Annotated in this window: 21 protein-coding genes; 13 read left to right on the top strand and 8 right to left on the bottom strand. The window is 66.4% G+C overall.

Annotation, left to right across the window (positions count from 1 at the left end; genetic code table 11):
- Positions 1–58: 58 nt before the first annotated feature.
- The 4 genes from ACP7AR_RS08690 to ACP7AR_RS08705 all read right to left on the bottom strand — a co-directional run bounded on the left by ACP7AR_RS08690 (position 59) and on the right by ACP7AR_RS08705 (position 6,403).
- The gene (locus ACP7AR_RS08690; RefSeq protein WP_426184763.1) at positions 59–1,225 is read right to left on the bottom strand and encodes a glycosyltransferase family 4 protein; all 1,167 of its coding nucleotides are present in this window, start codon (positions 1,223–1,225) and stop codon (positions 59–61) included.
- Positions 1,212–3,224: an NAD-dependent epimerase/dehydratase family protein gene (locus ACP7AR_RS08695; RefSeq protein WP_426184765.1), complete on the bottom strand. Its 2,013-nt coding sequence runs from the start codon at positions 3,222–3,224 to the stop codon at positions 1,212–1,214. The genes ACP7AR_RS08690 and ACP7AR_RS08695 overlap by 14 nt, the downstream gene beginning before the upstream one ends.
- Positions 3,224–5,059: a polysaccharide biosynthesis protein gene (locus ACP7AR_RS08700; RefSeq protein ID WP_426184767.1), complete on the bottom strand. Its 1,836-nt coding sequence runs from the start codon at positions 5,057–5,059 to the stop codon at positions 3,224–3,226. Before ACP7AR_RS08700 ends, ACP7AR_RS08695 begins: the two co-directional genes overlap by 1 nt.
- A 183-nt stretch (positions 5,060–5,242) precedes the next feature.
- A complete protein-coding gene (locus tag ACP7AR_RS08705) occupies positions 5,243–6,403 on the bottom strand; it encodes a hypothetical protein (RefSeq protein WP_426184769.1) in 1,161 nt (386 codons plus the stop codon).
- Positions 6,404–6,513: 110 nt separating this feature from the next.
- Here ACP7AR_RS08705 and ACP7AR_RS08710 point away from each other — a divergent pair, with 110 nt between their 5' ends.
- Together ACP7AR_RS08710 and ACP7AR_RS08715 are read left to right on the top strand one after the other, a co-directional pair.
- Positions 6,514–7,878 (top strand): polysaccharide biosynthesis tyrosine autokinase, encoded by a 1,365-nt coding sequence (locus tag ACP7AR_RS08710; protein WP_426184771.1) that lies wholly within the window; start codon positions 6,514–6,516, stop codon positions 7,876–7,878.
- A gap of 116 nt (positions 7,879–7,994) precedes the next feature.
- Complete coding sequence (locus tag ACP7AR_RS08715; protein WP_426184773.1) at positions 7,995–9,440, top strand: polysaccharide biosynthesis tyrosine autokinase; 1,446 nt, start codon at positions 7,995–7,997, stop codon at positions 9,438–9,440.
- Positions 9,441–9,517: 77 nt separating this feature from the next.
- Here ACP7AR_RS08715 and ACP7AR_RS08720 read toward each other — a convergent pair whose 3' ends face one another.
- Positions 9,518–9,961 carry a GtrA family protein gene (locus ACP7AR_RS08720; RefSeq protein ID WP_426184775.1) on the bottom strand — a complete coding sequence of 148 codons (444 nt, stop codon included), beginning with the start codon at positions 9,959–9,961 and terminating at the stop codon, positions 9,518–9,520.
- Between the two features lie 56 nt (positions 9,962–10,017).
- Here ACP7AR_RS08720 and ACP7AR_RS08725 point away from each other — a divergent pair, with 56 nt between their 5' ends.
- The 10 genes from ACP7AR_RS08725 (at position 10,018) to ACP7AR_RS08770 (ending at position 21,213) form a co-directional block, all read left to right on the top strand.
- Complete coding sequence (locus tag ACP7AR_RS08725; RefSeq protein WP_426184777.1) at positions 10,018–10,800, top strand: glycosyltransferase family 2 protein; 783 nt, start codon at positions 10,018–10,020, stop codon at positions 10,798–10,800.
- Between the two features lies 1 nt (position 10,801).
- On the top strand, positions 10,802–12,250 hold the full coding sequence (locus tag ACP7AR_RS08730) for a hypothetical protein (RefSeq protein WP_426184779.1): 1,449 nt from the start codon (positions 10,802–10,804) through the stop codon (positions 12,248–12,250).
- A 107-nt stretch (positions 12,251–12,357) separates the two neighbouring features.
- Entirely contained in the window at positions 12,358–14,163 is a 1,806-nt protein-coding gene (locus ACP7AR_RS08735) for a DUF222 domain-containing protein (protein ID WP_426184781.1), read from the top strand.
- 147 nt (positions 14,164–14,310) lie between these two features.
- Positions 14,311–14,802: a hypothetical protein gene (locus ACP7AR_RS08740; protein ID WP_426184783.1), complete on the top strand. Its 492-nt coding sequence runs from the start codon at positions 14,311–14,313 to the stop codon at positions 14,800–14,802.
- A gap of 268 nt (positions 14,803–15,070) precedes the next feature.
- Positions 15,071–16,600, top strand: coding sequence for a sugar transferase (locus tag ACP7AR_RS08745; protein ID WP_426184785.1), 1,530 nt, complete (start codon positions 15,071–15,073; stop codon positions 16,598–16,600).
- Positions 16,601–16,679: 79 nt separating this feature from the next.
- Positions 16,680–17,294, top strand: a complete 615-nt coding sequence (locus ACP7AR_RS08750; protein ID WP_426184787.1) for a hypothetical protein — start codon at positions 16,680–16,682, stop codon at positions 17,292–17,294.
- 2 nt (positions 17,295–17,296) lie between these two features.
- Positions 17,297–18,667 (top strand): MFS transporter, encoded by a 1,371-nt coding sequence (locus ACP7AR_RS08755; RefSeq protein ID WP_426184789.1) that lies wholly within the window; start codon positions 17,297–17,299, stop codon positions 18,665–18,667.
- Positions 18,664–19,695 carry a hypothetical protein gene (locus ACP7AR_RS08760; protein ID WP_426184791.1) on the top strand — a complete coding sequence of 344 codons (1,032 nt, stop codon included), beginning with the start codon at positions 18,664–18,666 and terminating at the stop codon, positions 19,693–19,695. Before ACP7AR_RS08755 ends, ACP7AR_RS08760 begins: the two co-directional genes overlap by 4 nt.
- Positions 19,696–19,702: 7 nt before the next feature.
- Entirely contained in the window at positions 19,703–20,563 is an 861-nt protein-coding gene (locus ACP7AR_RS08765; protein WP_426184793.1) for a glycosyltransferase, read from the top strand.
- Complete coding sequence (locus tag ACP7AR_RS08770; protein WP_426184795.1) at positions 20,560–21,213, top strand: polysaccharide deacetylase family protein; 654 nt, start codon at positions 20,560–20,562, stop codon at positions 21,211–21,213. The genes ACP7AR_RS08765 and ACP7AR_RS08770 overlap by 4 nt, the downstream gene beginning before the upstream one ends.
- Here ACP7AR_RS08770 and ACP7AR_RS08775 read toward each other — a convergent pair.
- Complete coding sequence (locus ACP7AR_RS08775) at positions 21,130–21,621, bottom strand: VanZ family protein (protein WP_426184797.1); 492 nt, start codon at positions 21,619–21,621, stop codon at positions 21,130–21,132. The two genes, ACP7AR_RS08770 and ACP7AR_RS08775, sit on opposite strands and share 84 nt — an antisense overlap.
- Before the next feature lie 130 nt (positions 21,622–21,751).
- On the opposite strand from ACP7AR_RS08775, the gene ACP7AR_RS08780 reads away from it, so the two are divergent.
- Complete coding sequence (locus ACP7AR_RS08780) at positions 21,752–23,308, top strand: DUF4082 domain-containing protein (protein ID WP_426184799.1); 1,557 nt, start codon at positions 21,752–21,754, stop codon at positions 23,306–23,308.
- Between the two features lie 39 nt (positions 23,309–23,347).
- On the opposite strand, the gene ACP7AR_RS08785 is transcribed toward ACP7AR_RS08780, so the two are convergent.
- Positions 23,348–24,232, bottom strand: coding sequence for a hypothetical protein (locus ACP7AR_RS08785; protein WP_426184801.1), 885 nt, complete (start codon positions 24,230–24,232; stop codon positions 23,348–23,350).
- Positions 24,229–24,924, bottom strand: coding sequence for a hypothetical protein (locus ACP7AR_RS08790; RefSeq protein ID WP_426184803.1), 696 nt, complete (start codon positions 24,922–24,924; stop codon positions 24,229–24,231). The genes ACP7AR_RS08785 and ACP7AR_RS08790 overlap by 4 nt, the downstream gene beginning before the upstream one ends.
- Positions 24,925–24,928: the final 4 nt, after the last annotated feature.

Raw genomic sequence — 24,928 nt, forward strand, 5'->3', positions numbered from 1 at the left:
TCCCATACCAATGCGGACCGCGTTGGCCGTTGCGCACCCCATTACGCCGCATCAGTCGTTATCGATGCTTGCTCGCCCACATACGCTCCAGCGTATCCGTCCACGCACGCTGGACTGTCTCTCGCGAGAACCTGTCCGCGACCAGCTGCGCCGCGGATGCTGCCATCCGCAGAGAACCTTCACGATCGTCGAAGGCGTCGAGCAGTTGCCGCTTCAGCGCAGCTCCATCATCGATCGGCGACAGGCGGCCCGTCTCATGGTGGGAGACCAGGTCCACGATTCCGGTAGCGCTTGTCGCGACGACAGGGACGTCGGCGGCGAAGGCCTCGAGGACGACGGTCGGCAGGCCCTCCCGCCGACTTGGGAGACAGAAGACGTCGGAGATCGCGAGGTAGGGCGCTACGTCATCGACCTCTCCGACGAGCACGAGGCGCGGCACGGTTTTTCGAAGACGCTGCTCGCCCTCGAGGCCCGATCGGTCGTCGATCCCGCCTACGACCAGAAGCCAGGCCCTGTTTCGCTCCTCCGCCCCTGCCATGGCCACGGTGAGCGTTTCCAGCCCCTTGTCTGCGGTGAGCCTCCCGACGAAGGACACGACCTGGGCATCCTCGGGGATACCGAGATCCGTGCGGAGCGAGGTCTTCGCGACAGTGTCCGCACTCGCGCGTCGGAAGCGCTCGACATCCACACCGTTGGGGCTGCCGGCGCCGAGAACATCCACCTTCGCACTCGGCGCGAGTCGTTCTGAGAGTGCACGATCTCGCAACGACGCCCCGACGGCAATGACGCGCGTCGAGGCCGCACAGCTGACCTTCTCCAAAGTCCGGAGGAGGACGCGTAGCGTGCCGGAAGCACTCTCGAGCCGAAGCCCATGGAGCTCGTACACGCGTCCGGGGACCCGCGCCAGCATTCCAGCGATGCTGCCGAGAAGGCCCGCCTTGGGTGTTCCCACTACGATGAGGTCGGGTCGAACACGATTCAGAAGTCGCATCCATTGCACCAGTCCACGGAGGTCAGCGACCGGATTCGGCGCGCGAGCCATGTCAAGGACGTGCCTGGTGACGCCAGGGTGTTCACCGAATCGATCGCCGATCGGGCCATCGCCGGCCACCAGATGCACTTCCCACCCGTCATCGGCCAGGCGCTCGTAGAGCCCATCGTGATACCGAAGCTGGTAATCGATGGTCACACCGAACAGGACCGAACGCTTCTCAGATCTGGACACGCTGATCCTCCCCGGTGGTAAGAACGTCCCGGAGCCACTGATCGTCGCGCGTCACCCTGCCGTCCGCCCACCCGGCTTCCTGGCTCTGTCCGAACCACATCATCTCGAGCCGTCTGGCCAGGCCTGCGAACTGCGGTGCCACTCGACCGGCGATATAGCTCGCGGCGAGCGTCACCGCACAGATCCATCGTGGGATCGTCAGGGGCCGCCGATCGCCGGCCAGGGTCAACACGTCCTCAACGGACAGCCCCTCCCAGGGTTGCAGAACGATTCCCGAAACAGCCCCTTGCTCCGCACCGGTCGCCTCAACCGTCGCGGCGAGACCGTGGAGCCCGCTGATGACCGACGACTGATTCCCCGGGGCTGCGACACTGGCGAGGTGCGACGATGCGAGTCGACGCAGTTTCTGCGTCGTCGGCCTTCCTGGTCCCTGCACTGAAGTGGCGCGAACGATGACGATCCCCGTCTGATCAGCGGACTCGGCACGGGCGAGCGCCAGCAGGGCCAGCTCACCCTCGGTTTTGGATCGCGAGTAGGGCGAGAAAGGCGCGTACCGCGGCGTCTCATCGAGGTGACGTGCTCTGCCCTGGACAGCGGCCGAGCTCAACTGGATGAACCGTGCGGAGCCGGCGCGCCGGCTCGCGTGCGCGAGGACAGCGGGCAGGTAGGCATTCGCTCCCCAAAGCTCACGCGTCGCGTCTGCGTCCGGCGAGGCCGCACCGGCGGCGTTGACGACTACATCCACCCCGACCAGCTGTCCGGCGAGCTGATCAACGGTCGCGTCCTGCTTCGCCGCGTTCTGGATCGCGTCTCCATCACGCACGCTCACATCGAAGGACAGCCGCGGTCCCGGGAACTCGAGAACGTCGAATCCGCGTGCCCGGAGGTGCGCGACGACGCCGGCGCCGACAAAACCGGATGCTCCGAACACCGCCCACCGCTCGCGGGAGCCAGGAGCGGCCGGGGCGGACACGACCGCAGCAGTCACGACCAGCGGTTGATTCGGGGATGCTGGCAAACGGGAACCGCGCCAGCGCGGAAGTAGCAGATAAATCGCGCAGAGCAACGCGATGATCGATATGCCGAGCCAGATTGGCACGACGGCGCACCACGCCAGGAACCCGATGAAGGCACAGCCTGCGCTGAAGGCCGCAACGACAAGCGTGACGGCGCCGTGGCTAAGACCCGTGTCGGTGAGGCGCTGATACGCGTGCGTTCGATGTGCGGAGAGCACCCCTTCATCGCGGATGAATCGGCGAACGACGGCGGCGACAGTATCGGCCAGCCAGGGAGCGACGACGGGGATAATCAGCAGAGGGCTGACACCGAGTGCCAGCGACAGCAGCCCGCTCGCACCGACCGCAGCGCCGAGGAAGTAGCTTCCCACGTCGCCGAGGAAGAGGCTGGGGCGCCGGAGGTTCCATGGAAGGAACGAAGCGAAGGCCGCGGCGAGCACAATCCCCGAGATTGCGAGCCATAACTGGTCGGAAGCGAGACCGGCGATCAGGAACGCGACGCCGGCCAATGTTCCATGCACGCCGGATATGCCGTTGATGCCGTCGATGAAGTTCGCGACGTTGACGTAGCCTGCGACGACGATCATCCCGACGATCACCCACCAGATCGACTGGGCGGCCACGACGGTGACCGCTGCACCGGTACCTAGGCCGATCAGGAGCTGCAGAGCCAGTCGAAGCCCAGCCCGGAGGCTGAGCAGGTCGTCGATGAAGCCGACCAGCGCAGCGAGGTTCGTCGCGACTAGGACGATGCTCAGCGCTGCGACGTCACCGGTACCCGCGACGATGGCTGCGAGGAGTGCAACGTCCCATGCGAGCAGAGGTGCGAGCCCACCGCCGCGCAACGTCGGGGCGGTGTGCGACGAGCGTTCGTTCGGCACATCGACCGTACCAATGCGGCGCAGGAACGGCCGAATGGTGAAGGGCAGCAACGCGCCCAAAGCGAGCGAGATTCCACCAGCGAGCCATAGCTCGACGCTCATCAGCGCTTCCCGAGATCGAGCGGCTCGATGATGGCTGTGTCGTTGTTCCGGGGTTCCGAGACCATTCGCGCCTCCCAGCCGGCCTTATCCAGCCGTTCCGGCGAAATCGGATCGGCAGTCGTATGCGAAACCTTCGGATGGAACGGTCGCTCGAGATCTTCTCTGTTGCCGACGAGAACTTCATGCAGCTTCTCGCCGTGGCGCAGTCCGGTGAAGACGATCTCGATGCTCTTACCCGACATCGCGATCATGCGTTTTGCAACTTCGAGAATCGAGACCGGCTCACCCATATCGAGAATGAGAACCTCGCCGGCACGACCGATCCCGCCCGCCTGGATCACGAGCTGACATGCCTCGGGGATCGTCATGAAGTAGCGGGTAACATCCGGGTGCGTCACCGTCAGAGGTCCGCCCGCTTCGATCAGAGTTTTAAATGTCGGAAGCATCGACCCGCGGCTGCCGATCACGTTGCCGAAACGCACAGATAGATAGCGCATTCCGGTCTGCTCGCCAGCCCAAGCAGTGAGCTTCTCTGCTACACGCTTCGAGTGCCCCAACACGCTGGTCGGGTTGGCTGCCTTGTCGGTCGAGATGTTCACAAAGGTGTCGACGCCGACAGCCTGAGCTGCTCTCAGCACATTGAGAGTGCCGAGCACGTTCGTCTTCCACGCTTCGTCCGGGTACTGCTCGAGCATCGGCAGATGCTTCAGCGCGGCCGCATGGAACACGACCTCGGGTCGACGATCGGCGAAGATCTCAGTGAGCGTCTCGTTCTCGCGGATGTCGGCGAGCACGACATCATTGGTGTCGAGAAGCCCATGACCGGACGTGCCCAGCTGCGCCAGCTGCAGACCAGTCTCATCGCGGTCGAGCATGATGAGCTCGCTCGGGCCGAATTTCGCCAATTGTCGACACAATTCCGATCCGATCGACCCGCCAGCGCCGGTAACGAGCACGCGCCGGCCGGTGACGTAGCCCGCGATGAGCTCAACATTGGTGTCGACTGGATGGCGGCCGATCAGGTCTTCAATACTGATATCTCGCACATCCGCCGCTGACTCTTCACCACTCACCAGACTCGACAGCGTAGGGGTGACCGAAACCGTCAGACCGGCGGCGGCCGCAGCGTCAGTAAGACGTCGAAGCAGCGTGCTGTCGGCACGACCGATCGCTATGACAGCTGTCGTCGCGCCAGTGCGCTCGACGGCTGCGGAGATCTGGCTAGTGCGACCGACGACCGGCACCCCACGCAACCGCAGGTTCTTCTTCGCAGGGTCGTCGTCGAGAATGCCGACTGCACGGATAGGCGAGGTCGGGTCGGTCGTGATGTTGTGAAGAAGTGTGTCGCCAAGGTAACCGGCGCCGATGATCAACGCAGGCTCGGCGGCGTCGCCTGGCTTACGGTTGCGTTCCAGTAGCAGGCGCGAGAGATAACGCACCCCGAACATCATTAACAGCACGAAGGGGAAAGCGAGGATGACCGTGCCTCGTGGGATATTGACGAAGGGGCCCACTGTCATGACAAGGACGGCCAGAACGAATGCTTGGGCTGTCACGGCCAGCCCAAGAGTGCGCACCTCCTCGAACGAGCCGTAGGTGAATCGGCCACGATAGAACGCAAGGAAGTAACCCACGACGATTTGCGTCCCAGCCGCAACGAGTGCCAGAACCAGCGTAGCTATCCAGCCGGTTGCCGACGGTTCAAACTCGAACCGCAACACCACGGCCGCGAGAATGCCTACGATCCACGCAAGGCTGTCGACGATGGCTGCGGCGATTCGTCGTCGACGTTGCGCGACCGACAGGATCGTGATCGATCCCGTATCCGTGCGCATGCTGCTGCTATCTGCTGAGTCCACCGTTAACTGCCCCTCGCCAATGCAGCACCCCTGCTGCGCAACCTCTGGACCCCCGAGGTCCATTCAGCTGATTGCTAATTCGACTCCATGTTGGCACACAACTGGACCTGAAAGGCGCACCGTTGCTCCGCGCTACGCATGAAAGTTCGTTCAGAACGCTCAGCTTGCTGGAACCTCGTTTTCGATGGGGTCGGTCACGCCGGGATCCGTGGCGCCAGGATCTGTGACCCCTGGATCAGTAGTGTCAGGGTCAGTCGCTCCAGAATCCGCTGGAGGTGTCTCCTGCGTAGGTGGCCAGTTGTTGTTCTGTGACTGTTGACGTTCCATTTCTTCGATCTCCCTTACGCGCCGATCCTCATCACGCAGCGCGAGCACGGCGTCGCGGAAAGATATGAGGGCAGCCGCGCCGGAGGCACCGTTCAGCGGAGTGGCTGTCACCGACGTCGCTGCCGTGGTGACGGCATCTCTGAATTCTTGGCCGGCGGCCGGGTATGCCTCGTTCTCGGCAGTCGCGTAGGCCGTAAGAGTGCCTGCAAAGGTCGCGAGCTGGCCCGTAAAGGTTGTTGTCAGTGCATCGATCGCGGTGCGCGCGGTGCGCAACTCGTCGGACGCGGCGTCCAACGCGGTCGACGCTTCTTGCACCCGATCGATCGCGTCGGCCACACTCGCGAGTGAATCTTCGTCGATGGCGCCGCGTTCGTACGCGGCGGGCACAGTCGGCACGACCGCCTGTTCGAGCGCGGTGCGATACGCATCGACCGCCTGAACTGCCGCCGTGAGAGCCGCCGGGTCGGCAGTCTCCGTACGCTCCTCGGTCGCTGCCATTTCGTTCAGCGCAGTACGGATAATAGCGGCGTCGGCGAGCTGTGTGGCGATGCTCGCATCGAGTGCCGTCGTCGATGTCACGAGCGACTTCTCCGCTCCCGCCAGCGACGCCTCATCTGCGGTAAGAACTTCGATCGCGTCAGCCGCCGGATCAGCGCTCGCGACTTGCACTCCGGTGAATGCTGCGGTCGCGGCGACCACAGCAACGGCAATCGCACCGACGGTCGTGTTAACCCAGTCAACGCGTCTATGCCCGCGGTGCTTCTTCCCCTTCGAGCCTTTCGCGGATCCGACATAGATGACCGACGGCGAGCTGTTCACGACCGCCGAATCGACCAGATTCACGAGTCGGACTGCGTCCGCCCCCGCGCCGGGCGCGCGAGATTCTTCGCGCGGATGCCCCACGAGCGCCTCCAGCAGTGGATCTGGTCGCGAGGACTCGCTTAAGGCGCGCGCCGGCTTATCGAGATCGGGCACCTCGTTGCTCACAGACATGGACTCACCGTTCTGGAATGCGTGTAGTCGCCATCACCGGCGCCGCAGTGGACTATTCTCTCTAAAGATACCCGGCGGCCGCCGACGACATCCGAAGAACTGGGAGCGCGATGACCGTCCAGGACTATGTGCGCCTTCTGCGACGCAACCTCGTCCTCCTCATCTCATTGACCCTGATCGGCCTGTGCATCGGCGTGCTCGTCGCGCTGACGACTCCCACCAGGTACAGCACATCGACGCAGCTGCTCGTGTCTGCGCAGGCCGGCGATGCGGCGACGCCGGCTGAGCTCAATCTCGCGCGCGGCTATGCCCAGCAGGCCGTCACCAGCTATGTCGACATCATCCCGAGTTCACTCGTGCTGCAGCCTGTCATCGACAGCCTTGGTCTTGATTCCACTGTTGCGCAGCTGTCTTCAAGGGTGAGCGCAACGGCATCGCCGACGAGTACCGCCATCACCCTCACGGTCTCGGACCACAATCCCGCTCAGGCCGCGCGCATCGCGAATGCGATCGGCGACAGCTTCACCACCGTCGTCGCCGAGCAACTGGAACGGCCTGTCGATGCGAGGCCAAGTCTCGTGCGCATTGACACGCTCGAAGCGGCCTCTGTGCCGGTCTCCCCCGCGGCTCCGAACATTCCACTGACGGTGACACTCGGCGCGTTGCTCGGGCTCGCCGGCGGAATCGCTGTCGCTGTGCTGCGCGCGGTGCTCGACAACCGCATCCGTACGATCGACGACGTCGAACGTGCGGTGTCCGCGCCGACGCTGGGTGGCATCGCGCTCGACCCCGAGGCGAAAAAGCGTCCGTTAGTGGTGACTGCCGACGCGCGGGATCCCCGTGCAGAGGCATTTCGTTCCCTGCGCACGAACGTGAAGTTCCTCGATCTCGGCGAGGGCTCGATGGCTCTGACCGTCACCAGTGCCGGTCCCGGTGAAGGAAAATCGACCACGACCGCGAACCTCGCGATCACGTTTGCCGAATCCGGCGCGCGGGTGGCACTCATCGACGCCGACCTGCGACTGCCGCGCATCGCCGACTACTTCTCGATAGAGGGCGGCGTCGGACTGACGGAAGTGCTGATCGGGCGCGCGACCGCCAGTGAGACCCTGCAGCATTGGGGACGCGGCGCGCTGTTCATCCTGCCCGCCGGCACCGTTCCGCCGAACCCGGCGGAGTTGCTCGGATCAACCGCGATGATCGCCCTGCTCAATGATCTGAAGGCCGCATTCGACATCATCATCATCGATTCTCCGCCCGTGGGCCTCGTGACGGATGCTGCGGTGCTGGCCCGCCAGACGCAAGGCGCGATCCTCGTCGCCGCAGCGGGAAAGACCCGCGCCAATCGTCTCGCCGACGCCGAAGCGACCATCGAGAAGGTGGGAGCGAAGGTGCTCGGCACCGTCGTGACGATGCTCCCGACCAGAGGCGCCGACCGCGCGGGCTACGGCGTATACGGGGCCTATGGGGCGTAGCGCGCGTCCGCACGACGTGCCGGCAGCCGCAGCGCCGCAGCGCCGCAGAAGCCTATGGAACAATGACTGAAGCTTTTTCGTACACCACTGACATTCAACTCAAGGGACCAGACCGCGTGGAACTTCGCGACTATATACGCATCCTGCACAAGAACTGGATCATCATTCTCGTGCTGCTGCTCGTCGGCCTCGCCGGTGGCGCCGCGTATGCCTTCTCACAGGCCCCCAAGTACGTGGCCTCGACCCAGTTGTATGTGTCAGTGCGCACCGAAGGCGCCGCGACCGGCGATCTCGTGCAAGGGACGACCTTCGCACGGCAGATGGTCACCAGCTATGTCGACGTGATCGGCACGGCGCTCGTGCTCGATCCGGTGATCGAAGAACTCGACCTCGACGTGTCAGCATCAGCACTCGCGTCGCGCATCACGGCGACCACCGCGCTGAACACGGTGCTGATCGACATCTCCGTCACAGACACCGATCCTGCACTCGCCGCGAAGATCGCCGATCAGACGGCGACGAGCTTCGCCGAGGTGGTGCAGAACGACCTCGAGCGCCCCGAGACAGAGGGCGGGGCGAGCCCCGTGCAGATCACCATCACCGACCCGGCCGCGAAGCCGACGGCGCCGACAAGCCCGAACGTTCCTCTCCTCATCCTGTTGGGCGGGCTGCTCGGTCTTGCGGCCGGCATCGCCTTCGCGGTGTTGCGCACGGTGCTCGATACCCGCATCCACACGCTGCATGACCTCGAACTCGTCACCGACAGGCCGATGCTCGGCGGAATCGCCTACGACCCTGACGCCAAGAAGCGCCCGCTGATCGTGCACGCCGACCCACGGAGTCCCCGCGCCGAGTCGTTCCGGTCGCTGCGGACGAACCTGCAGTTCCTCGACATCGACAGCGACTCGCGCACCTTTGTCGTCTCGAGCGCAGGGCCGGGTGAGGGCAAGTCGACCACGACGGCCAACCTCGCCATCGCTCTGGCAGAGACCGGCGCGCGTGTCGCGCTGATCGACGGCGATCTCCGCCTCCCCCGCGTCGCCGACTACATGGGCATCGAAGGCGGCGTCGGGCTCACCAGCGTTCTCATCGGCCAGGTCGAGGTGTCGGAAGCGCTGCAGAAGTGGGGCACGAACGAGCTCTACGTGCTTCCCAGCGGCCCCGTGCCGCCCAACCCGAGCGAGATGCTGGGCTCTGCGGCCATGGACCGCCTGCTCACACCGCTGGAGGAGTACTTCGACTACATCCTCATCGACGCTCCCCCGCTGCTGCTCGTCACCGACGCCGCCGTCATCGGCAAGAAGACGCGGGGCGTCATCCTGGCCGCCGCATCCGGAAAGACGCGCAAGCCTGAGCTCTCCGGCGCGATCCGTACGCTCGAGACCGCCGGCGTCAACCTGCTCGGCGTCGTCGTGACCATGCTGCCGACCAAGGGACCGGACAGCTACGGCTACGGCTCGTACACGTACGGCTCGACCATGGAGCACGGGCAGGATCCCGTCGAGCTCACTCAGGCGGAGTCGAAGCCGCGGGCACGCGCACGCGTGAAGACCAAGGCGTAGTCCGGCGTTTCGACAGGCTCAGCGAGCGGGGGGGCGTCGTGCACGCTTCGACAAAGGCGAAGCGGCGGAGTGCGCCCTCAGCTCGCGGGCGCGCCCCGGAAGACCACCTTGTGGTACAGAACGAACCGGATCAGCACGACGATCACGATGCTGATGAGGTTCACGATGTTGAGCGCGAGCGCGCCAGGCGCATGACCGCGCAGCTGGGTGAACGCCTCGACTCCGAGCCAGACGAGCGCGGCGCCCAGGAGCGTGCATGCCAGGTTCACGCCCAGGAACAGGACGAGCTCGGAGACCCGTCCGCGGCGATCGCGGTGCCTGAACGTCCACTCCCGGTTCCCGATGTAGGCGTTGACCAGCGCGACGAGAGAGGCGACGATCTTCGCGACGACGAGGTCCCAGCCGAAGACGAACACGAGCAGGTTGAACACGGCGATCTCGATGACCGTGCTGAGCGCACCGACCACGAGGAACCGGCTTCCCACGCCCACGAGGCGGCGCAGACGGGCAGGGATCTTCACTCCACTAGGCTACTTCGTGCGCGTACTCTCGCCGCACACGCCCGCCGAGGAACCTCTTGACCTTCTCCCATCTCGCCATCGTCATGCCGGCATACAACGAAGCCGAAGGCATCCGTGGCTTCATCGACGAGATCCGCGACCACGTCTCACCGCTCGCCGCACGCGTCTCATTCGTCATCGCTGACGACCGCTCCACCGACGACACCGCCCGTGTCTTCGACGACGTGGCCGACGTCGAGGTGCGCACTCAGCCCGCCAACGGCGGCCACGGCCCGACCGCGCTGGCCGCATACCGCGCAGGGCTGGCGATCGAGCCTGATCTGCTGGTACACGTCGACGGCGACGGCCAGTTCCTCGGCGCCGACTTCGTACGGCTCATCACCGCTGCGGAGTCGACCGGAGCCGATGTCGTGCACGGCGTGCGCGACGGCCGCACCGACCCCTGGTACCGGAAGGTGCTCACCGCTGCTGTCGGGCTGCTGATCGCCGCAGCATCCGGCCGTCGCATCCCCGACGTCAACACTCCCCTGCGCGCCTATCGCCCCGCCGCGCTCCAGACGCTCATCGATGCCGTACCCGCCGACGTGAGCGTGCCGCACGTGCACTTCTCGCTCGCCGAGGCCCGCGGCGGTTTCGTCGTGCGCTACGTGCGGGTGGCCAGCATCCCGCGGCGCGGGGAATCAGCCAGCGGGACGATGTGGGGGCGCGCTGCCGGGGTTCGACTGCCGCCGAAGCGTCTGCGTCAATTCGCTGTCACCGCCTTGCAGGAGGCGTGGACGCTGTCGCTGCGTCCATCGGCGCCGCTGCGCAGCATCCGACGACCAGGGTCCGCCGACTGACATGAGCAAGGCGCGTTCCGTCGTCTTCTGGGTGCTGGCCGCAGCACTGCTGATCGCGCATGTGCTCGTAACGTGGCAGAGCCTCACCGTCTGGCGGTTCTGGGAAGACGAGGCCCTCAACCTCACCGTGCCGCGCAATCTGCTCGCCGGCCTCGGTTACGCCAGCGACGGCGCCCTCTCCGGGTCGACGATCACGCTGTTCGACGCACGGATCTCCACAGGCCCGGCCGTGCTCCTGCCGGTCGCTGCACTCCTCGCCACCGGCCTCGATCCCGTTCTGGCGGCACGACTGGTCCCGCTCGCGTACTGGGCGCTGCTGCTCGCCGGACTCTGGGTGCTCGGCCGCCGCATCGGCGGACGCTGGGCCGCGCTCGTCGCCGTCGCCGTGCCGCTCGCGTTCACGACTTCAGCGGGCATCTCGCCCATTCAAGGGCCTGCCGATCTGCTCGGCGAGATCCCCGCGGCGGCGTTGCTCGTCTGGGCGCTCGTCGTACTGCCGCGACGCGCATGGCTCGCAGGTCTGCTGGTCGGCCTCGCCGTGCAGGCGAAGCTCATCGCGCTGCTCGCTCTGCCCGCGTTCGCCGTGGCATTGTTCCTGCTCGCTCCCGGTTCGGGGTGGGCGCGCGTGGGCGCATTCGTGCGACGCTCTTTGGTGCCGTTGCTGTTCGTGGCGCTGCCGACGTTCCTGTTCGAGCTCGCGGCACTCCTGACGTTCGGCTTCGACGGCTTCATCGACCACCTGCGTGCGCTGGTCGCGTTCGTCCGCAGCGGCGGGCAAGGCGGCGAGCCCACCACCGTGGTGCAGAAGATCACGACGCTCGCGGAATCGTGGTCGCTGCCGGTGTGGGCTGCGGTCACTGTGGCGGTGGCCTCGCTGGTTCTCATCGTCGGCGGCCTGTGGGTCTCGCGCGGATCCTCGTCTGGCGTGCTGGTCTATGTATCGGCAGCAGCGGTCGGCGCGCTCGCGTTCGTCGCATGGTGGGCCACGGCGTCGCACCTGCCGCTGTGGGTACGGCATCCTGCCCCCGGCGTGTTCGCGTTCTTCCCGATCATCGCCGCCTGCGCGGTATGGGGAGCCCAGCGGATGCTGCGCGCACAGCGCCTTCGCATCGTCCAGGTCGTCGCGGCGGTCGCTTCGGGCGTCGTCGTGCTCGGGGTCGGTGCGGGCGCCGCGATGCACGCGGTCGCGGCGACGCAGCGACCCTGGTTGACGCTCGAGACGCAGCGCGCGGCCGTGGCACCGCTGAAGGAGTGGGTAGAGGCGAACGACGTCGAGTGGCTCGCCGCGCAGCCGTGGGGCGTGGCGGTCGCACCGATCGTGCTCACCGGTGCTCACGTCGGGCTGTTCGACGCCCCGGCGATGGACGGCGTGCCCCGGCTCACCGGGCAGGAGTGCGCGACCGAGGTGCTCGTCGACAGCGGGCCGTACCGGATCTGCGCGGCGGAATAGGGGTCGACGGGGGCCGTGATCCCGCCCGCTGCGTCGTGACCGCGGTGATCTTTCCACAGTTTGGCGAATCTTTGTTCGAATGTCCGTGACGTCTGCCACGATGAAGTATGGCCATTTTCAGCGAGATGCGCGACACCCTTGAGGGGTTGGAATCGCGCATGGGTGACGTCGATATCGACGTCCTGCTGACGGCCATGCGCAGGCTCGACGACGACGCGGTCGTCGGTGCACTGGCCGGCGCGGCAGCCGTTGCGAACTGCGCCGAGCGGATGCTGACGGTCGGCGCAGGAGTGGTCGCAGAGCGGTCGCGACGCGAGGCCGGGCATTCCGGTTTGGCGGCGGCGCACGGACACCGCAATGCGGTGTCGCTGGTGCAGTCGATCGTCGGCGGGACGCGCACAGACGCGGCGCGCGCCGTGCGGTTGGGCGAGTCGTTGATCGAGGGCGCGGACGCTGCAGGTGCGGGCTACCGCAGTGGGGATGCTTCAGGCGCAAGCGGCTGGGGCGCGAGCGGCGGAGGCGGCGACACCGAACCGGACTGGGGCGGCGACAGCTGGGGCGACGGAACAGGCCACGGGGCGTCAGATGCCGACGGGTCGGGCGCCGATGCGGGGGCGGGTGCCGCGAACGGCGCCACCGGTGAAGGAGCGGCGGCGTGGGATGCCGATGGGCCGCATGCGGGGTCACCCGGCGGCGATGGCGGTGCGGGTCCAACGGCCGGCACGGGTGCGCCGCCGCACGATCACGACGTCCGGATGCCGTGGCACGAGCCATTGCGACAGGCGTTGTTCGAGGGCAAGATCACGCCAGCGCAGCACGATGCGATCCTCCGAGGAATGGGCCAGCCGCCCGCCCGCGACGGCGCCGATAGCCCGACGGACGCGATGATCGAGGTATGGTCACTCGCCGCGGCGCAACTGGTGGCAGAGGCCGCTGACATGGCAGTCGAAGAGCTCGCGCGTCGCGCGCGACAGGTGCGCGATACCCTGGATCCGCAAGGCGTGCAGGAAAGATTCGAGCGCTCGTACGCCGCCCGGTCGTGGCGGTCGTGGCGCAACACGGATGGGCAGCATCACACGCACATCATCTCCGACGACGAAACTGCTGCGTGGCTCGACTCGATCAGGGATGCGGCGATGCGCCCCCGCCGGGGCGGACCGAGATTCATGACCGATGAGGAACGCGCGGCGGCGAGCGTGCTTGTGGACGATCCGCGCACGAACGACCAGCTCGCCTACGACCTGTTCACGGACATCCTGCGCGCCGGGGCACTCGCCAATGCTGCGGACGTGTACGGCGCCCGCCAGCCGGGGATCAGAATCGTCACGGTCGACGGTGCCGTCGGCGCGCGCGATGCGTTCGGACGGATGCTCGCCACCGGACACCTGGAAGATCGCGGCGATGCACTTCCCGGAAGCGTGGTCGACCGAAACCTGTGCACCGTCGGCAGCCGGAGCGTCACCGTCGACAGCTGCGGCAACCCCCTTGATGTCGGTCGCGAGCAACGACTGTTCACCGCGAAACAGCGCGTCGCGCTGGCCGTTCGCGACGGCGGATGCATGTTCCCGGAATGTCGCGTCCCGGCTTCCTATTGCGAAGCGCATCACTGCGACCATTGGCATGACGATCTGGGGCTCACCGACATCAACCGCGGCATTCTGCTCTGCCGACATCACCACATGCTGCTTCATAACAACGGGTGGAAGATCACGCGTGAAGGACTTGGCAAATTCATGCTCCATCCACCCGGCAGACGCGGCGGAGTCGGTGTCGGCGTCGGTGACGACTCGGAGCCGATCCCCCTCACCAGCCGATCGGCGATCCGTTGGGCGTGGGATCCACCACCCGAGTGGCCGCACTGGAGAAACATGCCCGCTGACAGCGCCGACGCGCGAATGGCTCGGTCGGCGTAAGTGGCGGGCGGGCGGTAGAGCCCAGCGGCGTCACCCAGCGCTGTGGGGAGCAGTAGAACCCTGGCTATCTGCGAGATCCGGCGGCGGGCAGCAGTGCTCGTCGGCAGCGGGCTGTTCCGCATCTGTGCTGCACCGTAATCTGAGTGCATGACCGACGCGCTGGCGGGTTGGAGCGACTTCAATGTCGCGATGGCGGGCGCGAACGCCGCGCTCGCGGGACTCGTCATCGTCGCGGCGAGCGTCAACATCGACAAGATCATCCGCGCCGGCACGCTCACAGCCCGGCTGGGCGCGGCCATCGCTTCGCTGGTGCTCGCTCTCGTGGCATCCGCTGTCGGCCTCATCCCGGAACTCGACCTGACCTGGTACGGAATCGTCGTCATCATCGGCGCCCTCACAGCCGGAGCGTTCCAACTGCACGCCACGCGCACCATCGCGAGCGATCCAACGCCGGAGCAGCGCGCACGCTTCGCGAAATCAATGCTGGGGTGGTTGCCGGTCGCGGCATACATCGCGGCGGGAGTCGCGTTGGTACTGGGAAGCTCAAGCGGACTCGTCCTCACAGCGGCCGGGTCCCTACTGGCGGTAATCGCCGCGATCGTCGTGTCCTGGGTCGTGCTTGTCGAAGTACTGCGCTGATTCGCCGGCAAGCGATTTCGTGGAAACACCATTTTGTGTCTTTCCTTCGGGCGCGGGTTCCGCTAATGTGACCAGCATCCGAACTGCAAGACAGTGAGTGCCGCTGGGAATCGGCACGCACAACGTGATCTGGGGTCACGCCGTCGAGCAGCATCGCGAAGTCTGCGATGACGGATGACCCGTGCGTGTGGGACGTGCGGGCTGGGGATGTAACTGGGGAAATAATGTCGCACTGGGGATATTTGCGTACATTCAGGGCTCGACGGATATGACTTCCGTCGACGATGCTCTGAGTCTGACACGCGAGGAATCGGCCGTTCTCTCGGCCCCTGTTCCGCGCGTCCGGGTCGAGACGATCACGGCTTCGATGCCGCGTATCTCGGCGACGCTGGAGCGCCGTCTGCATTGGGAACGGGCGCACCGCGTCCGTCTCGGCGCGACGGACGCAACCGTGATCGCGATCGCCACTGGCGTCGCCGCGGCATTCCAGCTGCATCTGGGTGAACCACCGATGAATGTCGCGATGCGATGTGTGCTGCTGGCGACGGTGTGGTTCGCCACGCTGCTCGTCATGCGCACGAGTGTCACGGCGCTCTTCGGTTCGAGTACCGCCGAGTACAGGGGCATTGCGCATGCCTCGGGCCTCGCCATCGGAATGATGGCGTTCGTGGCCGTGCTGCTCGACTGGGACTCGATGCGGATCACCGTGCTCATCACCCTCCCCATGGGCCTGCTCGGCCTTCTGATGAGTCGGTGGTCGTGGCGGCGCTGGCTGAGCAACCAGCGCCGCCATGGCCGATTCACCTCCCGAACCCTGGTCGTGGGCAACCGCGATGAGGTCGAGTACGTGGCACGCGCTCTGCACCCGAGCGCGACGGGCGGATACCAGGTCGTCGGCGCCACGCTGCTCGACGGCAACGCCCGCGAACTGCAACTCGACCACTCGAGCGTGCCGGTACTCGGCAACTACGACACGGTGGCGCAGGTCGCGATCGAGCTCAACGCCGACACGATCATCGTCGCCGGCCGTCCGGAACGGGATCCCGATTTCGTCAAGCGCCTCAGCTGGGAGCTCGAGGGAACAGCAGCGGAACTCGTGCTCTCGAACCGCCTCGCCGATGTCGCCGGGCCTCGCCTCTCGTTCGTTCCAGTCGATGGCCTGCCGCTGATCAAGGTGCAGATCCCGACCTATGAGGGCGCGAAGCACCTTCTCAAGCGCGCCCTCGACGTCGTCGTGTCCGCCATCGCACTGGTCCCGATCATCGTGATGACCCCGGCGCTGGCGCTGCTGATCAAACTGGATTCTCCCGGCCCCGTGTTCTTCTTTCAAGAACGCGTGGGCCGGGATGGGAAGCCGTTCCAGATCGTCAAGTTCCGTTCGATGCACGCCGATGCCGAGCAGAAGCTCGCCGCGCTCAAAGCGCAGCACGACGGGGCAGGGCTCCTGTTCAAACTGAAGGACGACCCGCGCATCACCCGCGTCGGAAAGGTGCTGCGCAAGTTGTCGTTCGATGAGCTGCCTCAGTTCTGGAACGTACTCCTGGGCGACATGAGCGTCGTCGGCCCGCGGCCGCCGCTGCCGAGCGAGGTCAGCGACTATGACGGCACCGTCTCTCGCCGGCTGTACATCAAGCCGGGAATCACCGGACTCTGGCAGGTCTCGGGGCGCAGCGATCTCAGCTGGGACGAGAGCATCCGCCTCGATCTGCGCTACGTGGAGAACTGGTCAGTGATCACCGACCTGCAGATCATGTGGCGCACGGCCAGGGTGATGATCACTCCGAAGGGTGCCTACTGATGAGGGGCAGGCGAGCCCGCGCGACCTGATCGCGCACCGGCTCACGAAGAGCATCAACAGCCGCGGGGAGGCGGTAGCGATGACAGAGAATGACGTTCGACCGGCGCTCACGCCGGCCATGAAGACAGCGATCGCAGTGGTCGGAGTGCTCGTGGTCGGCGCACTCATCGTCGTAGCCGCGCTCACAGCGGCCGGACGGCCTGAAGCCGCTCCGGCCGCGTCGTCGACCCCGGCCGCGGCACCGACGTCCGGGCCACTGCCAGGAGCGACGCCGACGACAGGATCAGAGGTGCAGCCACCGACCGAAGCTCCGCGCAACGGCCTTCCGCCGCTCGAACCGGCCGAACCGCTCATCACCGCACCCCTGCCCGAACCGGGATCGCGCAGCGGGGGTATGGTGAAGGGCTTCCCGGACGGCGTCGCCGACCCGATGCGCGACTCGAACGTCGTCTCGAGCTCGATCGCCACCGAGGGCGCTGTCATGCAGCTCAGCCTGGTGGCGTCCTCCGCTCAGACTCCGGACGCGATCCGCGAGCACTACCGAGCGTTGTGGACCTCGCTCGGACTGCGCGCGGTGCCCACGGACGACGAGACCGTCGCATTCAGCGGCGACTACGAATCGCTGACTTTGAGCGTCGGCGCCTCGGGCACCGGCAACCTGTACACGATCTTCGGCGTGCTGCGGACGGAGTGACGGTGTACATCTCTTTCTCCAACAAGCCCAAACAGGCCGAACCGTCATCGCCGGACGGCGCAAGGCGCCAACCTGGCAGGCGCACGGTCTCGTCCACTGTCGTCACGCTCGGCATCGTGTCGATGCTCACCGACATCTCCTCCGAATCGGTCGCCGCCATCCTCCCCCTCTACGTGACGGGCTTTCTCGGGATGTCGACGATCGCGTTCGGCGTGCTCGACGGCTTCTATCAGGGCGTCAGCGCGCTCGTGCGCATCGCCGGCGGCTATACGTCCGACCGCATCGGCCGGCCCAAGTGGGTCGCATTCACGGGATACGCCCTCGCCGCGGTCGCGCGCATCGGGCTGCTCTTCGCGACCGGCTTCGCCGCGCTGACCGCCGTGATCTCGGCTGATCGCATCGGCAAGGGCATCCGGACGGCGCCGAGGGATGCCGTGATCACCGCCTCATCGCGGCCCGACAGTCTCGGCACATCCTTCGGCGTGCATCGGATGCTGGACAACATCGGCGCTGCGATCGGCCCTCTGCTCGCCTTCTTCATCCTGCTGCTGATTCCCGACGGCTACGGCACGATCTTCGCGGCCTCGCTCGCGTTCGCGGTGATCGGTGTGACGATCCTCGGGCTGTTCGTGCCCAACGTGCGCGCACGACGTCGCGACGCCGCAGACGCGCGAGCAACGAACACCCCGCGTCCGAAGTTCGCCTGGGGCGTCGTCACATCGGGCCCGATGCGTCGTGTGCTCGCGGCCGCCGGCATCCTCGGGCTGCTGACCATCGGCGACGGGTTCGTCTATCTGGCGCTGCAGGCACGGAACGACTTCGCCGCCCAATGGTTCCCGCTTCTCTACGTCGGCACGAACATCGCCTTCCTCGCACTGGCCATCCCGCTCGGGCGTCTCGCCGACCGGATCGGCAGGGCACGGGTCTTCGTATATGGCCACGCCGGAATACTGGGGGCGTATCTGGCGGCAGCCCTGCCGATCGCTGATGCCGCAGCCACCGTGCTCTGCCTTGTACTGCTCGGCGCGTTCTACGCGGCGACAGACGGTGTGCTCGCAGCGCTCGCCGCGCAGCTGACCACGCCCGAAACCCACGGCACCGGCATCGCGGCTGCACAGACCGTCGTCGCACTCAGCCGATTCCTCTCCGCGGCCGGCTTCGGAATCCTCTGGTTCCACGTCGGTCGCGAGGCATCGATGCTGATCGTGGCGGGAGCGCTGATCGTCGCGATCCCGCTCGCAGCGCTGCTGCTGCGCCCGCTGCTCTCCGCTCCTCGTGCGGAGGCGACAGCTGACCCGGATCACACCGACGTGGAACGCATCGAGGCGGAGCCCATCGACGCGGAACCCGTCGAAGCGGAGCCGAGAACGTGACGGCGCGGCTCAAATGGTGGCTGATCAGCCTCGTGTCGGTGGTCGCACTCGGCGCGACCGTCGGCATCGGAGTCTCGGCCTGGGCGCAGTATCAACACCGGCAGAGCATGCCGTCGGCTGCCGAGACCACCGCTCCTGCGGATGTGACGGACGACGCGCAGATCCTGTTCCGCAACACGGCCGCCGGCGAGGGCTACGGGCACGTGGCCAGCGTCCCTCTCGCTCGACCCGACGGCGCGCGCGCAGTACTCGACCTCGTCTGCGACCGGGTCGCCGCGACCGCCGATGCGATCTCCTGCCTGCGCTCCGAGCGCGGCATCACGCCGAGCTACGACGCCCGCCTCTACGACGCAGCCGGCGAGAGTCAGCGGCTCGAATGGGCGCTGCCAGGGGTACCCAGCCGCACCCGGTTCTCGCCGGACGGCTCACTCGTCGCCACCACCTCGTTCGTCACAGGGCACGCCTACGCATCGATCGGCTTCTCGACCGAGACGGTGATCCATCGCGTCGCCGACGGCGAGAGCTTCGGCAGCCTCGAGGAGTGGTCGTTGGTCGTCGACGGCGAGCCGAGCACGCCGATCGACCGCAACTACTGGGGAGTCACATTCATCGACGATACGTCCTTCTATGCCACCGTCGGCATGACGACGATGGGAACGACGTACCTGGTGAAAGGCGACATCGCGACCAGGACGATGACCTCTGTGCTCGAAGGCGTCGAGTGCCCGTCGCTCTCGCCCGACGGCACGCAGATCGCCTTCAAGAGGGTGACCGGCGGCGCCGGCCCCAGCGTGCACTGGACCCCGGCGGTGTACGACATCGCATCCGGCACCGTGACGGTGCTGGATGCCGAAACGCGCAACATCGACGACCAGATCGCGTGGCTGGACGACGAAACGCTGCTCTACGGGGTGCCGAACGACACCCCTGGCGACTCGGATGTCTGGGCGCTGGATGCCGACGGCAGCGGAGAGCCACGGATGCTGATCCCGCATGCGTGGTCGCCTGCCGTCGTCGACGAGAGATGAGGGACACATGATCAGCGTGATCATCGCGGCGCACGACGAGGAGGCCGTCATCGGACGGTGCCTCGACGCACTCGCCGGCGGAGGTCTGCCGATGCAGACGATCGTCAGTGCCAACGGATGCACGGATGCCACGGCCGAGATCGCACGGGCGCGGAACGCGACGGTCGTGGAGCGCGCAGAACCGGGCAAGTCCGGTGCCGTGAACGCCGCGGAACGGGTGGCGACCAGATTTCCTCGCGTGTATCTGGATGCCGACATCCTCGTTCCGCCCGGGGGAATCGCGGCGCTCGTCGACGCGCTCGACACAGACCGCGGCATCCTGGCGGTGATGCCACGCCGCCACATCGACGTCACCGGTCGGCCATGGCCCGTGCGCGCGTACTTCCGGATCAACCAGCGCCTTCCGGTGTTCCGGACAGGTCTCTTCGGTCGCGGCCTGATCGTGGTCTCGGAGGAAGGGCGCTCGCGCTTCGAGGAGTTCCCGGAGCTGATCGCCGACGATCTCTTCCTCGACTCGCAGTTCGCCAGCACGGAGAAGGCCGAGGTCGCAGCCGTCACCGTGGTCGTGGAGGCTCCTCGCACGACAAGAGATCTGGTGAAGCGGCTTGTGCGCGTGCGCCGAGGCAACGCCGAGATGCGGCGCGCAGCAGCGGTGGGCGCCGCATCCACCGTCGTCCGGTCGTCGGATCGATGGTCGTGGCTTCGTGACGTGGTGCTGCGCCACCCTCAGCTCGCGCCCGACGCCTTCGCATTCGTGAGCATCACGATGCTCGCCGGATACCGCGCCCGACGGGCGAGAAGTACAGACTGGGGACGGGACGAGAGCACCAGGGTGCTGTCACACGAGGGAAGGAGCGCCGTGCGATGACGATCCATCTCTGCTTCCACGGGATCGGAACGATCGAGACCGAGAGAGAGCCAGGCGAGGCGCGCTACTGGGTGGCGCAGGACATGTTCCATCGCATCCTCGACCTGCTGCCCGGAAGAGCGAACGTCGAGCTGAGCTTCGACGACGGGAATCGCTCTGATGCCGACATCGCTCTCCCCGCACTTCTCGAACGCGGGCTGGACGCCACATTCTTCGCCCTCGCAGGGCGGCTCGATGACCCGCTCAGCCTCAGCCGCGATGATCTGCAGCGCCTTCGCGGCGCAGGCATGCGCATCGGTTCGCACGGGTGGGGGCACGTGCCGTGGCGCGGCCTCGGCGAGGCTGACGCCCGGCGGGAGCTCATCGAAGCCCGCACGGTGCTGGAGGAGGCCGGTGGCGCGAAGATCACGCAGGCCGCGCTCCCGCTCGGCCGGTACGATCGCCGATTGCTGCGCCGCCTGAAGGAGGCGCGCTACCGGACGGTGTTCACCAGTGACCGGTTCCCCGCCCGCGATAAAGCGTGGTTGCGTCCGCGCTACAGCGTCACCTCAGACGACACCGCCGAATCAGTCCTTGCGATCCTCGACGGCCGGGCGGGTCTCGGCGGCGCCGCCGGATTCGGGAAGAGCCTGATCAAGCGGCTTCGGTGACCGGCGACGCAACAGCATCGCCACCGCGGCCCCGACAGCAGCCCCGGCCACGTTCGCAAGAATGTCGCGGAGGCTCGGTTGGCGCGAAGGGATGACGATCTGCACGAGCTCGGCCATCACAGACAGCGCCAGAGCAAGCACGATTCCGACCCACGGACGCCCGAACAGCAGCGTCAGGAGAAACCCGAGCGGGGCGAACATCAGCACGTTGGCCGTGAACTCGATCCAGCCGGTGCCGAACCCGGTGAGGCCGACGCTCGAGTGGAGCCACTCACCGATCGCATTGACGATGCCGGCGTAAGAGACCGGAAGCAGCAGCACCGCGACAACCGCGAGGGCATATACGGCGAGTCCCGCGACGACACAGACGCGCAGCCGTGAGCGTCTATGCATGCTCGGTGCACTCATGTACTCTTGCCCTCTGGAGGGGGTCTCCGCCTAAAGCTGATACAGGATTGTGATGTCTAGCCACAATACTCCCATCCCCATACGCAACCGTTCCCGCACGCGCCCACGCCGCGCGAGGTACACCATCGCTTTGATCACGGCCGCCCTTCTCGCCGTCGTCGGCCTCTCCTTGACGCCGACTCTCACCGCGCAGTCTGCGACCAACGGCATCTTCTCCGACACGCTCAAGCCCACGACGAAGGCCGATTCCGACCGCAGCGCAGTCGAGCTCGGCATCCGCTTCTCCCCCACCCGTTCCGGCACGGTGACGGCGCTGCAGTACTACCAGGGCGAGAAGGCGAAGGGCGTGACCACCGCCACCCTCTGGTCCACCAACGGCAAGGTGCTCGCCCGTGTGACGTTCAGGGCGACGTCGACCGTCGGCTGGCGCACCATCCCGCTCAGCAAGCCTGTGGCTCTCACCGCCGGCAGCAACTATGTGGCCTCCTACAACGCACCGAACGGCGGCTATGCCGTGAGCGAGCGCGCCTTCACCTCTCGAACAGTGCAGAACGGGTTCACGCTCACGTCGTACGCCGGCGTCTACCGCTACGGCAAGACCAGCACCGTTCCGGAATACACCTATCGTGGTTCGAACTATCTCGTCGACATCGTCTACACACCCTCGGCCGGAGCGGTGAAGCCCGGCGTCACGCCGAAGCCGACCACAGCGCCGAAACCCACCACCGCGCCGAAGCCGACCACGAAGCCGACGACTGCGCCCAAGCCGACACCGCCGCCCACGACGGCGCCGAAGCCGACACCGCCGCCGACGACCGCGCCCAAGCCGACACCAGCACCGACCACACCACCGGCGACGCAGGTGCCTTCGGACCCGAACGGCTTCATCGTGCTCGGACGCAGCTTCCCGTCAGCCGCGACGACCGGTGTGCCGGCAGGCAAGACGCTGAGCACGTACACCGGGCCCTGCACGATCCAGACGAACAACGTCGTGATCGACAGCAAGGTGATCAACTGCGACATGCGGGTGCTCGCCAAGGGGCTGAAGATCACGAACTCCGTCATCAACGGCCATATCTACAGCGACCCGGACTACTTCAACGGCTCGTTCACGATGACCGACAGCGAGGTGCGGATGCCGCAGTCCGCCGGCACCGGCGTCGGTGACGTCAACTTCGTGCTCACTCGCGTCGAGATCACCGGCGGCAGCCGCTCGGTGAACTGCGCCGCCAACTGCACGGTGCAGGATTCCTACATGCACGGGCAGTACACCGACAAGCGCGGCATCGACCACGAATCCGCCATCCGGATGGGTTCGAACAGCACGATCCGCCACAACACGATCACGTGCGACGCGGCCCCAGTGCCGCCGGATGCCGGCTGCTCGGCCGCTCTCACCGGCTACGGCGACTTCGCGATCGTGCAGAAGAACACGATCGACAACAACCTGATCGATGGCGGTCCGGACGGTTCCATGGGCTACTGCGCCTACGGCGGATCCACGACCGGCAAGCCCTACTCGGCCGGCGTCAACAACATCAAGTTCACGAACAACATCTTCAAACGAGGGCCGAGCGGCAAATGCGGAATCTGGGGACCGATCACGTCCTTCGACTCCAAGGCGCCTGGCAACCAGTGGACGAACAATCTCTGGGACGACGGCAAGACAGTCGCTCCATCGAACTGATCCACCCGCAGGACTACGACGAACTGGCTCTGCCTCCTGTCACCAGGAGAGCAGGGCCAGTTCGCTGTAGAGGTAATCGGATGGTGCGGGATCGCCTTTGACCATACGAGGGCGCGGGTTCTTCAGCTCACGTCCGAGCCCACCGGGGACGAAGCCGAGAATGTGCGACTCGGCGAGCGTGAACGGCAATCCCTTCGCGAGCAGGTGCGCTGCGACGGCTGGCCAGCTACGCCGAAGAATCTCACGATCTCCACCGGCGTACAGCGGCGTCATGAACAGCGGCAGGCGTTTGCGACGGTCCCGACGGTAGACGAGGTACGCGTATCCGGCCGAGGTCCGAACCAGGAGGTGCCTGGCGGCTGGAGCCTCGCGGTGATCGCGGTACAGGGTCAGATCTGCGCCGACGAGCGTGCGCTCGAGCTCCTCGGGAGCATCCGTCACCGAGACGCCGCCACCGAAGCCGGGTGCATTCAGCACGAGGCGGGTGGCACGGTCGAGATACCGGAAACCGAGGCGTTCATTCATGGCAGGGACCGCACCGCTCGGCGAAAGATCCGTGAAGACCAGTCCCTTCTGCGCGAGCATCGCGCGCATCAGCCGCAGTGAGTGCGTCCGGAACTCGGGGAGCACGCAGAACGCTGCGAGGTTGCACACCGAGACGGTTGCGCCCTCCACATCGCGATCCGAATGGACGGCGACGTAGGCACCGACGATCTCACCGTCGCTGATCATCAGGAAGCCCCGATTCGGGGCCTCTGACGTCCAGGGCGGGGTCATGAGAGACGCCCACGAAGACTCGGCGACCCGTGCGTTCAGATTGCGGTGGAGGAACGATGCGACGTCGGCGACGTCGGCGTGTTCGATGGCCCGCACCTTCACCGACGACTTCGCCCCCGTCGCGCTCTGGGGGCTCTCACCCGTCACGAGACGACCGCCGGTGCGCGTACTGCGGTGGTCGTGGGAGCAGGCGTCGACCCGTCAGGTCGCTTGCGCCGCCGCAGGTACTCCCGGAAGAGGACGGCGGCGATCGTCGCTCCGAGGCCGAGCACTGCCGTCATCCCCAACGCGCGTGCCTTGTTCACGCCGACGGCGTAGATGGTCGTGGACTCGGGGGCGGTGATCACCGTGATGTCATTCGTCGGGTCGACGCCCCACTCTCGCTGCAGGGCGTCCAGCTCGTGCTCGACCTCGTCGATCAACAGGCTCTGCTGCTGCCTGACCCACTCCTCGGAGGGGCCGACGATATCGAGGAAGAGACGTTGGGTGGCGAAGTTCGTGGCCCACTGCCCACCGGTGTCCGGCAGCCGAAGCGACCAGCCCTCGCGCACTCCGAGGCCGACCAGGGTCACATCCGGCGAGGCGTACTTCGTGACCTTCTCCGGCCCCGTGACCTGCTTGGCGACCAGACCGGCCGTGATGATGATGTCTTCCGACTGTGTACGCAGCGCGTTGGGGTACAGCGTGCTGGTCGGAGCGAGGAAGACGAGCTCGGTGCGAGTGAAGTACGCCCCGTCGGCTGTGGCGGCGGCGAACCCGGTTCCGGCAGTGAGCACAGCGCCGATGAGCACGATCGGCCAGTTGCGGATCAGTGCGCGGACAAGTTCCCAGAGTGTCATGTGC

The organism is Microbacterium sp. TWP3-1-2b2 (assembly GCF_049896145.1).
In the GTDB taxonomy this organism is placed as follows: domain Bacteria; phylum Actinomycetota; class Actinomycetes; order Actinomycetales; family Microbacteriaceae; genus Microbacterium.

Bases quoted from the DNA above. Each gene is read 5' to 3' on its own strand.
- ACP7AR_RS08695 (WP_426184765.1), bottom strand. From the start codon at position 3,224: ATGAGCGTCGAGCTATGGCTCGCTGGTGGAATCTCGCTCGCTTTGGGC.
- ACP7AR_RS08700 (WP_426184767.1), bottom strand. From the start codon at position 5,059: ATGCGCACGGATACGGGATCGATCACGATCCTGTCGGTCGCGCAACGT.
- ACP7AR_RS08705 (WP_426184769.1), bottom strand. From the start codon at position 6,403: ATGTCTGTGAGCAACGAGGTGCCCGATCTCGATAAGCCGGCGCGCGCC.
- ACP7AR_RS08710 (WP_426184771.1), top strand. From the start codon at position 6,514: ATGACCGTCCAGGACTATGTGCGCCTTCTGCGACGCAACCTCGTCCTC.
- ACP7AR_RS08730 (WP_426184779.1), top strand. From the start codon at position 10,802: ATGAGCAAGGCGCGTTCCGTCGTCTTCTGGGTGCTGGCCGCAGCACTG.
- ACP7AR_RS08735 (WP_426184781.1), top strand. From the start codon at position 12,358: ATGGCCATTTTCAGCGAGATGCGCGACACCCTTGAGGGGTTGGAATCG.
- ACP7AR_RS08740 (WP_426184783.1), top strand. From the start codon at position 14,311: ATGACCGACGCGCTGGCGGGTTGGAGCGACTTCAATGTCGCGATGGCG.
- ACP7AR_RS08745 (WP_426184785.1), top strand. From the start codon at position 15,071: ATGACTTCCGTCGACGATGCTCTGAGTCTGACACGCGAGGAATCGGCC.
- ACP7AR_RS08750 (WP_426184787.1), top strand. From the start codon at position 16,680: ATGACAGAGAATGACGTTCGACCGGCGCTCACGCCGGCCATGAAGACA.
- ACP7AR_RS08765 (WP_426184793.1), top strand. From the start codon at position 19,703: ATGATCAGCGTGATCATCGCGGCGCACGACGAGGAGGCCGTCATCGGA.
- ACP7AR_RS08770 (WP_426184795.1), top strand. From the start codon at position 20,560: ATGACGATCCATCTCTGCTTCCACGGGATCGGAACGATCGAGACCGAG.
- ACP7AR_RS08775 (WP_426184797.1), bottom strand. From the start codon at position 21,621: ATGAGTGCACCGAGCATGCATAGACGCTCACGGCTGCGCGTCTGTGTC.
- ACP7AR_RS08790 (WP_426184803.1), bottom strand. From the start codon at position 24,924: ATGACACTCTGGGAACTTGTCCGCGCACTGATCCGCAACTGGCCGATC.